12 protein-coding genes are annotated in these 14,264 nt (G+C 76.4%); 3 read left to right on the top strand and 9 right to left on the bottom strand.

Features of this window, described 5'->3' with window-relative positions; translation table 11 throughout:
• Positions 1-364: 364 nt before the first annotated feature.
• Both ACRYM2_RS06335 and ACRYM2_RS06330 read right to left on the bottom strand, forming a co-directional pair.
• A complete protein-coding gene (locus ACRYM2_RS06335) occupies positions 365-1,636 on the bottom strand; it encodes a CpaE/TadZ family protein (protein WP_432520745.1) in 1,272 nt (423 codons plus the stop codon).
• Entirely contained in the window at positions 1,633-2,340 is a 708-nt protein-coding gene (locus ACRYM2_RS06330) for a hypothetical protein (RefSeq protein ID WP_432520743.1), read from the bottom strand. The genes ACRYM2_RS06335 and ACRYM2_RS06330 overlap by 4 nt, the downstream gene beginning before the upstream one ends.
• A 180-nt stretch (positions 2,341-2,520) precedes the next feature.
• Between ACRYM2_RS06330 and ACRYM2_RS06325 the strand changes: the two genes are divergently transcribed.
• Positions 2,521-2,742 (top strand): helix-turn-helix transcriptional regulator, encoded by a 222-nt coding sequence (locus ACRYM2_RS06325; protein WP_432520741.1) that lies wholly within the window; start codon positions 2,521-2,523, stop codon positions 2,740-2,742.
• Between the two features lie 21 nt (positions 2,743-2,763).
• Here the strand turns inward: ACRYM2_RS06325 and ACRYM2_RS06320 are convergent, their stop codons facing one another.
• A complete protein-coding gene (locus ACRYM2_RS06320) occupies positions 2,764-3,279 on the bottom strand; it encodes a hypothetical protein (RefSeq protein WP_432520739.1) in 516 nt (171 codons plus the stop codon).
• A 204-nt stretch (positions 3,280-3,483) separates the two neighbouring features.
• Between ACRYM2_RS06320 and ACRYM2_RS06315 the strand changes: the two genes are divergently transcribed.
• Together ACRYM2_RS06315 and ACRYM2_RS06310 are read left to right on the top strand one after the other, a co-directional pair.
• The gene (locus ACRYM2_RS06315) at positions 3,484-4,197 is read left to right on the top strand and encodes a LysM peptidoglycan-binding domain-containing protein (protein ID WP_432520737.1); all 714 of its coding nucleotides are present in this window, start codon (positions 3,484-3,486) and stop codon (positions 4,195-4,197) included.
• A gap of 86 nt (positions 4,198-4,283) precedes the next feature.
• Positions 4,284-4,835 carry an Rv3235 family protein gene (locus ACRYM2_RS06310; protein ID WP_432520736.1) on the top strand — a complete coding sequence of 184 codons (552 nt, stop codon included), beginning with the start codon at positions 4,284-4,286 and terminating at the stop codon, positions 4,833-4,835.
• Between the two features lie 22 nt (positions 4,836-4,857).
• Here the strand turns inward: ACRYM2_RS06310 and secA are convergent, their stop codons facing one another.
• From secA to ACRYM2_RS06280, 6 genes are all read right to left on the bottom strand, one after another.
• Positions 4,858-7,542, bottom strand: a complete 2,685-nt coding sequence (secA, locus tag ACRYM2_RS06305; RefSeq protein ID WP_432520734.1) for a preprotein translocase subunit SecA — start codon at positions 7,540-7,542, stop codon at positions 4,858-4,860.
• 124 nt (positions 7,543-7,666) lie between these two features.
• Positions 7,667-10,357 (bottom strand): putative bifunctional diguanylate cyclase/phosphodiesterase, encoded by a 2,691-nt coding sequence (locus tag ACRYM2_RS06300; protein ID WP_432520733.1) that lies wholly within the window; start codon positions 10,355-10,357, stop codon positions 7,667-7,669.
• A gap of 48 nt (positions 10,358-10,405) precedes the next feature.
• On the bottom strand, positions 10,406-11,665 hold the full coding sequence (locus ACRYM2_RS06295) for a winged helix-turn-helix domain-containing protein (protein WP_432520732.1): 1,260 nt from the start codon (positions 11,663-11,665) through the stop codon (positions 10,406-10,408).
• Positions 11,662-12,348: a response regulator gene (locus ACRYM2_RS06290; RefSeq protein WP_432520731.1), complete on the bottom strand. Its 687-nt coding sequence runs from the start codon at positions 12,346-12,348 to the stop codon at positions 11,662-11,664. The genes ACRYM2_RS06295 and ACRYM2_RS06290 overlap by 4 nt, the downstream gene beginning before the upstream one ends.
• A gap of 125 nt (positions 12,349-12,473) precedes the next feature.
• A complete protein-coding gene (hpf, locus tag ACRYM2_RS06285) occupies positions 12,474-13,244 on the bottom strand; it encodes a ribosome hibernation-promoting factor, HPF/YfiA family (RefSeq protein ID WP_432520730.1) in 771 nt (256 codons plus the stop codon).
• 265 nt (positions 13,245-13,509) lie between these two features.
• The gene (locus tag ACRYM2_RS06280; protein ID WP_432520728.1) at positions 13,510-14,202 is read right to left on the bottom strand and encodes a ComF family protein; all 693 of its coding nucleotides are present in this window, start codon (positions 14,200-14,202) and stop codon (positions 13,510-13,512) included.
• Positions 14,203-14,264 lie beyond the last annotated feature (62 nt).

Here is a 14,264-nt window from a genome sequence, read left to right as displayed (position 1 = left end):
GAGCAGAAGATGGAGGAACAACACCAAAGGAATCCCCAACCACCACCCAGATGAGCGGTGGCCATACGGGGTTGATTGATTTGGCATCAACACTTGGCACACTGTTGAGTTCTCAAGAACCGGACGCACGAGCTCCGCCACCCTGTGAGGAGTGACCGCGATGCTCGGCTTTTGGCTCCACCATCCTAGCGGATCCAGCCAGGTCGACCGGCCAGCCCGCCAGGGGCGACCCGAACCCCATCGGCCACCGGCCCGCGCACTTGAGCGCTTGCCAGGAGCAGAGGTGATCGGGGAGGCCCCGTCCCGCACGCGGGGACCGGCCGGTGACCCGTCCGTTCCTCCCCACTGGGGTGTGACAACTACGTTAACTGCGGGCCAGCAGCGGGTCAAATCCACCCCTGACGACCGCCTCCACCGGGTCGAGGGGGGCGTCGACGCGCTCCTCCAGGCGCAGGGCCAGTTGGCGCACCGCCCGGTGCAGCGGGCTGCGTGGGGCGACCTCCGCCAGGGTCCGGCCGGCCAGCAGCGCGGTGTCGGCCGCGACGTCCTCGGGCAGGAGGAGGACGTCCTCCACGCCGGCGAAGCGGCGCAGCGCCGAGGTGGTGCGCCGGGCCGGCGGGGAGCCGACCGCCGACGCCCGCACCCGGGAGACGACCGGCAGGGCGGGTGTCCCGGGAGCGAGCTCCTGCAGCAGCGACCAGCTGCGCACCCAGCGCTGCAGGCCGACCGGGTCGGCGGCACCGACGTGGACCACGGCGTCGGCGGCCTCCAGCGCCACCACCGTCGCCGCGTCGCGCCCGCGGGGGTCCTGCGGATCGTCCAGGCCGCCCGCGAGGTCGACCACGACCCAGTCGAAGGCGGCGGCGGCCACCGCCAGGAGCCGTCGCAGGGCCGCGGGGCGCACCTCGGCCCACCGGCCGGGGTCCGGGCTGCCGGTGAGGACGGCGAGGTCCGGGAGCACGGCCGGGGCGTGCCGGTGCAGCGTCGCCGTGTCCAGGCGCCCGTCGGCCGCGGCGCGGACCGCCGCGAGCAGTCCGGGAGCCTCGTCGAGCAGGCCGAGGGCCTGGCCGACCCCGGCTCCACGGGTGTCGGCGTCGACGAGCAGGACCTGGGCGCCGTCCCGGGCCAGCTCGGCCGCCGTGTTGACGGCGACGGTCGTGCGACCGCTCGACCCGTGCGGCCCCCAGACGACGGCGGTGCGCCCCGGCGCCGGGGAGTCCTCGGGCACCGCCGCGCCCGCGGCAGTGGTGGTCGTGGTCGTGGTGGAGGACAGGTCCTCCACGGCGGCGGTCACCAGGCGGGCCACGTCTTCCGGCGGGTCCGAGGCGCTGGCCAGGCGCAGGGCCCCGAGCTGGCGCCAGCGGCGCTCGGCGGCCTCCCCCGCCGCGCCCGCAGGCAGCAGCACGACCAGCCCCACGCCGTGGCGGCGCAGCAGCTCCACCGTGTCGACGTCGCTGCCCGGCAGGTCGGCGCCGAGCACCGCGGCCCGGGCCAGCCCGGCCTGGGCCGCGGCGAGCACCTCCGCGAGGTCCGCGCAGCGGCGCACCACGACCACGTCCCGGCGCGCCGCCTCCCACGCCGCCACGAGGGTCGCCTCGGCGGTGCCCGGGACGGCGACGAGGACGGGGACGCTCACGCCGCTCCCCGCCCGGCACCGGGCACCGGGACGAGGACGATGTCCGCGCCGTCGGTGAGGGCCTGCAGCACCCGCGGCAGCGCCCCTCGGGGCACGAGCACCTGCACGTCCGCTCCCGAGCGGGCGGACAGCCCGGTGCCGCCGGTCGCGACGGCCGACACCTCGGCCGCCTCCGCCAGCTGCTGCGGCGCCTCGGGCGCGGTACCGCTCGTGGACCCGGCTGCGGGCGACTCCCGGACGACCCACACGTCGACCAGCGCCCCCACGGCCACCCCGGCCGGTGGAGCCCCCTCCAGCGGCACGCTCACCGGCCGGGCCGTGAGGTCGCCGACGCGGCCGATCGCCGAGCGCGGCAGCAGCTCGCCGGCCGGCAGACCGCGCAGCGCGACCGCTCCGGCGCCCAGGTCCTCCCCGGCGCCCAGGTAGGCACCGGCCGTGGCCTCGTCGAGGTGCACCTGCACGACGCGCAGCCCGGCGGCGCTCACCGGCTGGCCGGCGCCGACGGCCGAACCGAGCGCGTAGACGCCGGTCGTGGCCTGCGCGGCCGTGACGACGCGCGCGCCGGCCACCACCGAGCCCAGCACCAGCGCCAGGCCGACCAGCAGCCGGGGGTCGCGCCAGGACGGTGCACCGATCCGCCGGGCCCTGCTCGCCCCGGGGCGGACCGCGTCCGAGCGACCCCCCGGTCGCACCGCTGTGCGCACGTGCCGTCTCCTCTCTCCCACCTGCACGGACCCGGCCATGGTGGGGGCCCGCGCCGGTGGACGGCGGACGTCGTCCACAGGCCACCCGAACGGCAGATGCGCGGGGGTGACGCCGTGCGAGGATGCGGGCACCAGCTCCCGCACCGTCCTGCGCAGCGACCAGGAGACCAGGAGACCACCGTGCCCGCCCGATTCATCCCGCTCGCGGACGTCGCCGAGACGCTGGCGATCTCCTCGGCCCAGGCCTACGCGCTGGTCCGCACGGGTGAGCTGCCGGCCATCAAGGTCGGGGGGCGGGGCCAGTGGCGCGTGGAGGAGGCGGAGCTGGAGAAGTACATCCAGCGCATGTACGCCCAGACCCGCGAGAGCGTGCAGGCCCTCGAGGGGCACCACAGCGCCTGAGCGGCCCGGCGCACCCGCGCGTCAGCGCTCGGCGATGCTGAGCACCCCGGAGAACGGCACCACCACGCTGCCCTGAGCGTCGACGGCGACGTCCAGGTGGTCGGCGCCGACGCGCTCGATCGAACCCCGCAGGTCCCACGCCCCCGTGCGCAGCAGCACGGGCACGTCCGCTCCGGCCAGGGCGCGCACCGCCAGCACGAACGTGCGGCGGGCCGCCACCGGTCCCAGCGGAGCGGCCGCGTGCGGCCCGAGGCCGCGCACGGCCAGCACGGCGCCCGCCGGCACGAGCACCTGGCGGGCGCTGCCCTCCTCGTGCAGCAGCACCCACCCCGGCCCGGTCGTGGCCACCGCCCCGCGCACCCAGGTGCCGTCGCGCAGCAGCAGCGACACCGCTCGCGCGCCGGCGCGCAGCCGGTCGCCGAGCAGCACGGTCGCCTCCTCGCGCACGCGGCGGTCGGCGACCTCCGCGTCGTGCGCGAGGCGCTCGAGGTGGTCCGCCCGCGCGGCGAGGTCGTCGAACAGCTGCTCCCAGCGCACGCCGCCACGCTACGGGCCCTCACCGAACGTCAACAGGTGCCGCCCGATCGGGCGCATCCGGCGCGAGGAGCTGGCCACCCGCACAGGCGATCGCTAGACAGTCCACGTCAAACGACACCAAACGACATCCAACGCACCCGTCCGGGTGCATCCGGGTGGGACGAGGACAGGAGGCCGGTCGACGTGCGTGCTGCACGAGCCCTGGTGACCACCGCGGTCGGGGCGCTGCTCGCCGCCGTCCCCGCCGCGGCGGGTGCCGGAGCCCTCTGGCTCGGCTCCCCCGCGCTGCGGACCGCGGCGGCCGGCACGCCGGGCACCGGCGACCTGCTCGTCGCCGGCTGCGCCGTCCTCGCCGCCCTCGTGCTCGGCTGGCTCGCGCTGGGGACCGTCCTCGCCGCGCTGGACGAGGTGCGCGCCGCCGCACCCGGTCGCCGCCCCGCGCGGCGCACCCCCGGCGTGCCCGCGCCGGTGCGCCGGCTGGTGGCGGTGGCCGTCGGCCTGCTGCTCGGGTCCACCGCGCTCAGCGCCGGAGCCGCCGAGCGGGGCGGCGGCGCAGCGCTGCCCGACCCGGGGTGGGCGGCCAGCGCCCCCGCGGACCCGGGCGCGGCACCGGCCCCCGTGGACGCCGTGGACCCGGGCTGGGCGGCGCTCACCGAGCACCCGCAGGTCGCCGCGCCGGGACCGCGCGCCGGCGACCTGCCGCGGCTGCCCGGCGGCACCCGGGAGGGCGCCGCCCCGGCGGAGGTCGTCGTCCAGCGCGGCGACACCCTGTGGTCGCTGGCCCGGGCGCGCTGCGGGGCGCAGGCCGGCCCCGGCGAGGTCCTGCGCCAGCTGCACCTGCTCCACGAGGCCAACGCCGACGTCATCGGCGACGACCCCGACGTGCTGCACCCCGGTCAGGTCCTGCGCCTGCCGTGAGCCCGTCCCCGCACCACCCCGCGACCGCCCGCGCCCACCGCCCGCACGCCGAACCGCACCCCGACCCGCACCGCCCGGAGGCCTCCGTGTCCAGCTCCGCGACCCTGCGCGCCCACGAGGGCGTCGACCTGCTCGACCTCCCGCGGGCGCGCCGCTACCCGGTGCCGCACGCGGTCCCCCCGCTGGTCGGCGGGCACGACGGCCCGCAGGAGGTCCTGAGCCACCTCAGCCCCGACCAGGGCGTGCTGGAGCTGCAGCTGGTCGACCGGCGGCTGCTGCCGCCCGCCGAGCTGCCGGAGGTCACCGCGTGGACGCGGCGCTACCTCGTGGCCCTGCTGGAGGTGCTGTCCGGGCACCGGCCGCCGCAGCAGCTGCTGCGCTGGTCCGCACCCGACGTCTACGCCGGGCTCCAGCGCCGCGCCGCGGTGCAGGCCCGGGTGCGCGCCCGCACCCGGCGGCCCGCCGGACCGGCCACCCGCGTGCAGTCGCTGCGCGCGAGCTCACCCGCCGAGGGCGTCGTCGAGGCGAGCGCGGTGCTGCGCGACGGCGAGCGGGTGCGGGCCGGCGCCCTGCGGGTGGAGCGCTGCAGCGACCGCTCCGGCGAGCGCTGGCGGGTCACCGCCGTCGAGATGAGCTGACCCGCCGCGCCCGTCCGCCGGCTCAGCCCTCGCGCGTGCTGCGCTCGGCGGCGCGCCGCTGGGCGCGGTTGCCGGTGACGGCGTCGGTGGCCGAGGCGTCGCCGGCGTGCACCTCGACGTCGCCCTCGGCCGTGGGGGCGGTGTACTGCAGCTGCTGGTTGGCCGGCGCCGCCAGACCGGGCGGGGTGGCCACGACACCGGCCTGCGTGGCCGGCTGCACCTGCAGCGAGAACAGGTAGCCGACCGACTCCTCCTTGATGGCGTCGGTCATCGCCAGGAAGAGCTGGTAGCCCTCGCGCTGGTACTCCACGAGCGGGTCGCGCTGGGCCATGGCGCGCAGGCCGATGCCCTCCTGCAGGTAGTCCATCTCGTACAGGTGCTCGCGCCACTTGCGGTCGAGCACCGACAGGACCACGCGGCGCTCCAGGTCGCGGACCACCGCCTCGCCGAGCTCGGCCTCCCGCTGGTCGTAGCAGGCCTGCGCGTCGGCGCGCATCTCCTCCACGAGGCGCTCGGCGGTCAGGTTGCCCCGCCCGCCGGCCGCCTCGACGACCTCCTGGGGCGTCACCGACACCGGGTAGAGGGCGCCCAGCGCCTCCCACAGCTTCTCCAGGTCCCAGTCCTCGGCGAAGCCCTGCGCCGTGGCCTCGGAGACGTAGGCGGTGACGACGTCGTCGATGAAGTGGCGGATCTGCAGGTGCAGGTCCTCGCCCTCGAGCACCTTGCGGCGCTCGCGGTAGATGACCTCGCGCTGGCGGTTGAGGACGTCGTCGTACTTGAGGACGTTCTTGCGGATCTCGAAGTTGCGGCCCTCGACCTGGCCCTGCGCGCTCTGGATGGCCCGCGAGACCATCTTGGACTCGATCGGGACGTCCTCGGGGATGCCGCTGCGGGTGAGGAACGACTCCACCAGGGCGGCGTTGAACAGGCGCATGAGGTCGTCGGTCAGCGACAGGTAGAACCGGGACTCCCCCGGGTCGCCCTGACGGCCGGACCGGCCGCGCAGCTGGTTGTCGATGCGGCGCGACTCGTGGCGCTCGGTGCCCAGGACGTACAGCCCGCCGAGGTCGCGGACCTCGTCGTGCTCGGCCTTCACCGACTCCCTGGCCTGCTCCAGGACCTCCGGCCAGGCGGCCTCGTAGGCCTCCGGCGCCTCGTCGGGGTCGAGCCCCTTGTCCTTCATGGCGGCGACCGCGAGGACCTCCGGGTTGCCGCCGAGCATGATGTCCGTGCCGCGGCCGGCCATGTTGGTGGCCACCGTCACGGCGCCCTTGCGCCCGGCCTGCGCCACGATCGAGGCCTCGCGCTCGTGCTGCTTGGCGTTGAGGACGGTGTGCTCCACACCGGCCTCGGTGAGCAGCCGGGAGAGGTGCTCGCTCTTCTCCACGCTCGTCGTGCCCACGAGGACCGGCTGCCCGGTGGCGTGGTGCTCGGCGATGTCCTGCACGACCGCGGTGAACTTGGCCTGCTCGTTCTTGTAGACGAGGTCGGGCTGGTCGATGCGCACGGCGGGGCGGTTCGTCGGGATCGGGACGACGCCCAGCTTGTAGGTCTGGTGGAACTCGGCGGCCTCGGTCATGGCCGTGCCGGTCATGCCCGAGAGCTTGTCGTACATGCGGAAGAAGTTCTGCAGGGTGATCGTCGCGAGCGTCTGGTTCTCGTTCTGGATCGGCACGCCCTCCTTGGCCTCGATGGCCTGGTGCATGCCCTCGTTGTAGCGGCGGCCGGCGAGGATGCGGCCGGTGTGCTCGTCGACGATGAGGACCTCGCCCTTGGACGAGACGACGTAGTCCTTGTCCCGCTTGAACAGCTCCTTGGCCTTGACGGCGTTGTTGAGGAAGCCGATGAGCGGGGTGTTGACGCTCTCGTAGAGGTTGTCGATGCCCAGCAGGTCCTCGACCTTGGCGATGCCCGCCTCGAGGATGCCGATGGTGCGCTTCTTCTCGTCGACCTCGTAGTCGACGTCCACCTGCAGGCGGCGCGCGATCTTCGCGAACTCGGTGTACCACTTGGTCGGCTGGTCGGCCGGGCCGGAGATGATCAGCGGCGTGCGGGCCTCGTCGATGAGGATCGAGTCGACCTCGTCGATGATCGCGAAGTGGTGGCCGCGCTGGACCATCTCCGCGGTGCTCCACGCCATGTTGTCGCGCAGGTAGTCGAAGCCGAACTCGTTGTTCGTGCCGTAGGTGATGTCGGCCGCGTACGCCTCGCGCCGCTCGTCGGGGCGCATCCGGGACAGGATGCAGGAGCTGGTCAGCCCGAGGAAGCGGTAGACGCGACCCATGAGCTCGCTCTGGTACTCGGCGAGGAAGTCGTTGACCGTGATGACGTGCACGCCCTCGCCGGTGAGCGCGTTGAGGTACGCCGGCAGGGTCGCGACGAGGGTCTTGCCCTCGCCGGTGCGCATCTCGGCGATGTTGCCCTGGTGCAGGGCCGCGCCACCCATGAGCTGCACGTCGAAGTGCCGCTGGCCCAGCGTGCGCCGCGAGGCCTCGCGGACGACGGCGAAGGCCTCCGGCAGCAGGTCGTCGAGGGTCTCACCCTTGGCGAGGCGCTCCTTGAAGCGCTGGGTCTCCCCGCGCAGCTCGGCGTCGCTCATCGCCGTGAAGTCGTCCTCGAGAGCGTTCACCTGCTCCGCGATGCGCTGCAGACGCTTGACCACGCGGCCCTCACCGGCGCGGAGGACCTTCTCGACGATCGCTGGCACGCCCTCACTCTACCGGCGCAGCGACGCGCGCAGGTGCCCGTACGGACCGATCCGGTGGCGCTGCGTCGATGTGCCCTCGACGCAGCGTCCTTCCGGCGGGCACGCACCGGCCCCCGGCGACCGCTCAGCGCGACTGGTCCAGCAGCCGGCGCAGGTCGCTGGGGCGCACGCCGCTGATCGGGACCGGCACCGGGGCCCCGGGCGCCGCCTGCGCCGGGGGCAGCGCCAGCGCGCCCTCGCGGGGCACGCCGGCGGAGCCGAACTCGCGCGCGAACGCCTCGTGCGGGTCCAGCGCCGGCGCGGGAGCCGGGACGGGGAGCGGGACGGGGAGCGGGGCCGGGGCGGGGGCGGGGAGCGGGGCCGCCGCCGCACCGGAGCCGTCCCGGGCGCCGGCCGCGGGGCCGCCGTGGGCACCCAGCCGGTCCTCCAGCTCGTCGAGGTCGTCCAGCTCGTCGTAGTAGACGACCTGCACGGGCCCTCCCGCCAGGTCGACGAGGTCCCCCAGCGCCGGGACGGCCGCCAGCGGCTCGACCGGGCCGAGCTCGCTGGCGGCCAGCTCCGAGCCCAGCTCGGCCACCGAGCGCGGGGAGCCCAGCAGCACGCCCTGCGCGACCGAGCAGCCGGCCTCCTGCAGCAGCAGCACCTGCTCGGTGCGCTCGACGCCCTCGGCCACCACCCCCAGGTCCAGCGCCGCGCCGAGCTCGCACAGCGTCCGCACGGCCGCCATCGCGTCCGCGCCGTCGGCGCCGTCGACCTCGGCGATGAGCGTGCGGTCGAGCTTGACGCCGTCCACCGGCAGCTGGCGCAGCGGGGCCAGGGAGTGGTTCGCGAGCACGCCACCGCCCGTGGCGAGGGTCGCGAAGTCGTCGAGGAGGATGCGCGCACCGGTGGCCCGCAGGCTCTGCAGCCGCGCCGTCAGCACGTCCGGGTCGACGGCCAGCAGGTCGGCCGGGACGTCCAGCACGAGGGCGTCCGGGTCCAGGCCCGCGCGGTTGAGCGCCTGGCGGACGTCGTCGGCGGCGGTGCGCGAGAGCACGTGCCCCGCGGACAGGTTCACCGTCACCGACAGGTCCGGCACCTGCAGCCGCCACAGCGACGCCTGCCGGCAGGCGGTCTGCAGGACCCAGCGCCACAGCTGCTCCACGGCCGGGGAGCGCTCGGCGCCGGCGAGGAAGGCCCCCGGCTCCAGCAGCCCGCGGGTGGGGTGGCGCCAGCGCAGCAGCGCCTCGACACCCACGACGGCGCCGTCGGCCAGCCGCACGATCGGCTGGTAGGCCAGCTCGAACTCGTCGTCGGCGACGGCGCGCTGCAGGTCGTGCTCCAGCTGGCGGCGCAGCCGGTCGGCGTCGTGCATGTCCGCCTCGAAGACGACGACACCACCGTCGCCGGGCTCGTCGCCGCCGGCCTGCGAGTCGGCCTTGGCCCGGTACATCGCGCTGTCGGCGCGGCGCAGCAGCTCCGCGGCGCTGACACCGGCCTCGGCGACGGCGATGCCGATGCTGGCCCCCACGCGCACCGTGCGCCCGTGCGTCTCCACCGGCAGCGTGACGTCGGCCTGGACGCGGGCGGCGATGCGCTGGGCGGCGCGCTCGGGCTCGACGTCGCGCACGACGAGGGCGAACTCGTCGCCGCCGAGGCGGGCCGCGACGTCGTCGCCGCGCAGGCAGCGGCGCAGCCGGCGGGCGACGCGGCTGAGGACCTCGTCCCCGGCGGCGTGGCCGAGGGTGTCGTTGACGTTCTTGAAGCCGTCGAGGTCGATGAACAGCACCGCGGTGCCCAGGCCGTCGGTCTCGGTGACGCGCAGCGCGATCTCGAGGTGGCGCAGCAGGGTGGCCCGGTTGGGCAGGCTGGTCAGCGAGTCGGAGGAGGCGGCCTCCACGGCGCGGACGGTGTCGGCGTGGCTGAGCGCCATGCTCGCGTGCTCGGCGAAGGCGCGCAGCACGGTCGCCCCCACGGGGTCCAGCGGCCCGCTGCCGGAGGTGTCCACGACCAGCGCCCCGACGCTGCGGCCGTTGATGTGCACCGCGGCGGCCGCGGGCAGGACGTCGTCGCCGACGGCGACGCCGAACCCGCCGAGGGCGGTGGTGGCCGCCAGCACCAGGTCGGCCTCCAGGGGCGGTTCGCCGACGGCGGCCACGACGCGCATGCGCATCTGCGAGCGCGGGTCGGCCAGCACGAGGGAGACGGCGCGCGCGTCCATGAGCTCGGAGGAGCTGGTGGCGATCTGCACGAGCAGCTCCGGCAGCGGCCGGCGGCTGGAGACGGCCCGCTGGAAGCGCACCGAGGTGGTGAGGACCTGCTCGCGCTGGCGCAGCGCCTGCTGCAGGCGGGTGCGCTCGGCGGCGCCCTGGGCACCCTGCTGGCGGTGCCAGCGCTCGCGCTCGCGCCCGTGGCGCGAGAGCACGACGAGACCGAGCACGCGCGCGACCAGCCCGGTGGCGGCCGAGGAGCCGGCGGGCGCCTGGGCCCCCTCGGCGCGGCCGACGACGACGTGGACGTCCGAGAGCGCCGGGACCTCGACGACGGTGGCCCGCACCCGGCCCAGACCGGGCACGGCGAAGGAGCCGGCCCCGTCGCGCACGACGCGGGCCAGGCCCCGCTCGGGCAGGAAGCGCTGGCCGAGGCCGACACCGCCGTGGACGTGGCCCCCCTCGCAGACGACGACCACGTCGGCGGCGGCGAGCTCGGCCACCAGCGCGGCGGCCCGCGTCAGCACGTCGCGCTCGCTGGTGCCGCGCGTGAGCTCGGTGAGCACGTGCTCGAGCAGCCCGCTGGCCTGCTCGACCTGTTCGGCGGTGAGTGCGGCGACGTCCACGCCTGCTGTCTCGGCCCCCGCCCGCGCGATGTTGAGGCGCGAGGGGCATCAGTGACCCGAACGCCGGAGCGCCGCCGCCAGCGCGGGGGCCAGGTCGCCGTGCCCGGCGGCCACCACGCCGCCCAGGCCGAGCCAGCCGGCGAGGTCGCCGAGCTCCGAGGCGAGCTCGTCGGCGGTCTGCGCGGGTGCCGCGGGCTCCGCCCAGGCCGCCTGCACGCGCAGCAGGCCACCGGGTGCGGCCCGGTCGGCCTTGAGGTCGACGCGGGCGACGACGCGCTCCCCGAGCAGGAACGGCAGCACGTAGTAGCCGTGGACGCGCTTCTCGCGCGGCACGTAGAGCTCCAGGCGCACCTGGACGCCGAACAGCTCGCCGGTGCGCTCGCGGTGCCACAGCAGCGGGTCGAAGGGGGTGAGCAGCGCCCGGGCGCGCACCCGGGGCGCGGGGGCGCCGGGCACCCGGTAGGCCGGCCGGCGCTGCGAGGAGGCCCAGCCGCGCACCCGCACCGGCTCCAGCTCGCCGGCCTCGACGAGCTCGGCGACCGCCTGCCGGGACTGCTCCGGGCGCAGCCGGAAGTAGTCGCGCAGGCTCGTCTCCGTCGCCACCCCGCTGGCGCGGGCGGCGGTGCGCACCAGCTCGCGCACGGCGTCGGCGGGCTCGGGGTCGGCCAGCGCGGCGACCTGCGGCGGCAGCACCCGCTCGGTGAGGTCGTAGCGGCGCTCGAACTGCGGCGTGCGGCCGGCCGCCGAGAGCCGGCCGGCGAAGAACAGGTGCTCGCAGGCCCGCTTGACCGCCGACCAGTTCCAGCCCCAGTGGTCGCTGGGGCGCGCGGCCCCGGGCGCCAGCGCCGCCTCGAGCTGGCGCGCGGTGAGCGGTCCGTGGGCGCCCACGTGCTCCAGGACCGCCTCCAGCAGGCCCGGCTGCTCCAGCGCGATGCTGCGGACGCTGCCCCAGGCGTCGTGGGCGGCGCGCTCCATCCGCCAGCGCAGCAGGCGGTGGGTGGCCGGTGCCACGTAGGAGGCCTCGTGGGCCCAGTACTCCACCAGCCGCCGCGGGCTGCGGGAGGCGGCGCGGTCGAGCAGCTGCGCCGGGTAGGGGCCCAGGCGGCTGAAGAAGGGCAGGTAGTGGCTGCGGCACAGCACGTTGACGCTGTCGATCTGCACGACGCCGAGGCGGTCCAGCACCCGCGCCAGGTGCTGGGGGCCCACCACCGGCGGCCGCCGCCGGCTGAAGCCCTGGGCCGCCAGCGCCGTCCGGCGCGCCTGCGCCGCGCTGATCTCCTCCACGGGCCCGGGCGCGGCGGGGCTCACGACAGTTCCACGATCTTCTCCCGCACCGCGTAGACGACGGCCTCCATGCGCGAGTGCAGCTGCAGCTTCTCCAGGAGGTTGCGGACGTGGTTCTTGACGGTGTTCTCGCTGATGCCGAGCGCGCCGGCGATCTCGCGGTTGGCCATGCCGCGCGCGAGCAGCCGCAGCACGTCCAGCTCGCGCGGGGACAGCCGCGGGCTGCCGGGCAGGCCGAGCGCGCGCTCCTCGTCGCGCCGGCGCATGGCGTTGAACTCCCCCAGCAGCAGCCCGGCCATCTTGGGGGTGATGAGGGACTGGCCGGAGACGACGGCGCGGATGGAGTCGGCGACCTCCTCGGCCGGCACGTCCTTGAGCAGGTAGCCGCTGGCGCCGGCCCGGACCGCGCCGAAGAGGTCGTCCTCCTCCTCGGAGGAGGTGAGCATGAGGATCCGGGTGGAGGGGGCGACGGCCTTGATCTGCGCGCACGCGTCGATGCCGGAGCGCCGCGGCATCCACACGTCCATCAGGACGACGTCGGGCAGCAGCTCCTCCACCCGCTGCACGGCCTCGGCGCCGTCACCGGCCTCGCCGACGACGTCGATGTCGTCCTCGGTGGACAGGACCATCTGCAGCCCGCGCCGGAAGAGGGAGTGGTCGTCGACGACGACGACCCGGATCGCCTCGCCTGCCTGCGCGTCGCTCATCGGCACTTCCTCCCTCACCGGACGGTCAGCCGATCTTGGCACGACGCGCACCGGGCGCCACTCCCCGCGCGGGGAGCGGCGCCCGGCGCCGCCCGGTGGGGCGGCCGGCAGCGCGGCCGGGCGGCTCAGCGCACGGCGGCCGCCACGACGGCCGACAGCGCCGCGTCGGAGGCGCCGCGCGCGTCGGCGCCGGTCGAGCCATCGGCCGGCTGGACGTCGAGGTGGATGACCCCGTAGTCCCAGCCGCGGCGGCGGTAGACCACGCTCGGCGTGCCGCTGGCGGCGTCGACGAAGAGGTAGAAGTCGTGGCCGACGAGCTCCATCTCGTACAGCGCCTGGTCCAGCGTCATCGGCTCGGCCGCGTGCGTCTTCTCCCGGATGACCACCGGGGAGGCGTCCTCGGCCCCGACCTCGGCCCAGGAGTCCACCTGGTCCGCCGTCGGCGGCTTGGAGGAGGCCATGACCGCGGGCGTGGGGGCGTGGTCCTCGGCGTCCGCCAGCAGCGGCTGGCCCGCGGCCGTGGAGGCGGTGAGCGCCTCGTCGGACAGCCCCGCGGTGGCCTGGGCGACGGAGGTGGGCCGGCGGCGCCCCCGGTGGACCTTCAGCCGGTCGCGGGAGCGGCGCAGTCGCTCGTACAGCTTGGTGGTGGCGAGGTCGAGCGCGGCGTAGGGGTCGTCGGCGCAGGCCTCCGCGCGCACCACCGGCCCCTTGTCGCGCAGCGTGATCTCCACGCGCTCGCACATGTCGGCCTGGCGCCGGTTGTTCTCGTGGGAGATCTCGACGTCGATGCGCTGGACGCGCGGCGCGAACTGGGGGACCTTCTCCAGCTTGGCCTCGACGTGGTGCCGGAACCTCTCCTTGACCTCGACGTGCCGTCCGGTGACCACAACTTCCACGGGATGCCTCCCTCGTTCGGATGGCGGGCGCGGCCGGGGCCGGCCCGCCTCGGACCGTCACCTCGTGCCGCGCACCACCCCCGCGGGGAGGGCACGGTGAGAGGCAGCGCACGACCGGCAGGGGTCGCTCCCCCGGATGACGGGTCCACCCTCGGACACCGCCGGGGATCGACCCGACCTGACGCCGGTCTCGGCTGCCATGCACCAACGCTAGACCAGCCGGGCGCGAGGTGCCCAGGCGAGGGCGCGGGTCCGCGCGGACGGCTCACGCCAGCGTCACGCAGAGCACACCGGCCACCCGCGCGCCGGCGGCGCGCAGCGCCCGCACGGCCTCCGCCGCGGTCGCGGTGGTCGTCACGACGTCGTCGACGACGACGCAGGGACCGGGCGGCAGCGGACCGCGGACCGCGAAGGCCCCGGCCAGGTTGGCGCGCCGCCCGGCGGCGTCCAGCCCGGTCTGGTCGGCCACCCGGCGGGCCACCCGCAGCACCCGGGCGGCCCGCACGTCGCGCCCGCGCGCCCGGGCCAGCGCGGCCGTGCGGGCCGCGAGGTCGGCCACGAGGTCCCCGCCGCGCGCGCGGCGGCTGGCGGCCCGGGTGGGCACCGGCACCAGGTCCACGCCCCGCCCGGCGGGCGCCGGCAGCCGCTCCAGCGCGCGGGCCAGCGCCGCGGCCAGCACCGGGCGGGCGTCGGCGCGCCCGCGCTCCTTGACCGACAGCAGCACCTGCCGGGCGGCGCCCGCGTGCGCGGCGCAGGCGAGCACGGGCGTGCCGTCGGCCAGCGCGGCGGGCGGGGGCGGCCGGCGCAGCGAGCGGGCGCAGCCGCGGCAGCAGAGCAGGCCGGCCCGCGCGCACCCGGCGCACTCCAGGGGCCAGACGAGGTCGCAGGCGGCGCGCAGCGCGCGGGCCGGACCGGTGAGGGCGGTCGGGGTGGTCGGGGTGGTCGGGGCGGGGTCCACCGGGCGATCGTGCGCACCGGAGCGGGCGCGCGGGCGCCCCTCCACAGCGCGGCCGGCCGCAG

The sequence above is a fragment of the Kineococcus aridisoli genome, from assembly GCF_050871885.1.
Lineage (GTDB): Bacteria > Actinomycetota > Actinomycetes > Actinomycetales > Kineococcaceae > Kineococcus.
The sequence above is the reverse complement of the archived record's forward strand: the minus strand, read 5'-3'. Positions and strand labels throughout refer to the sequence as shown.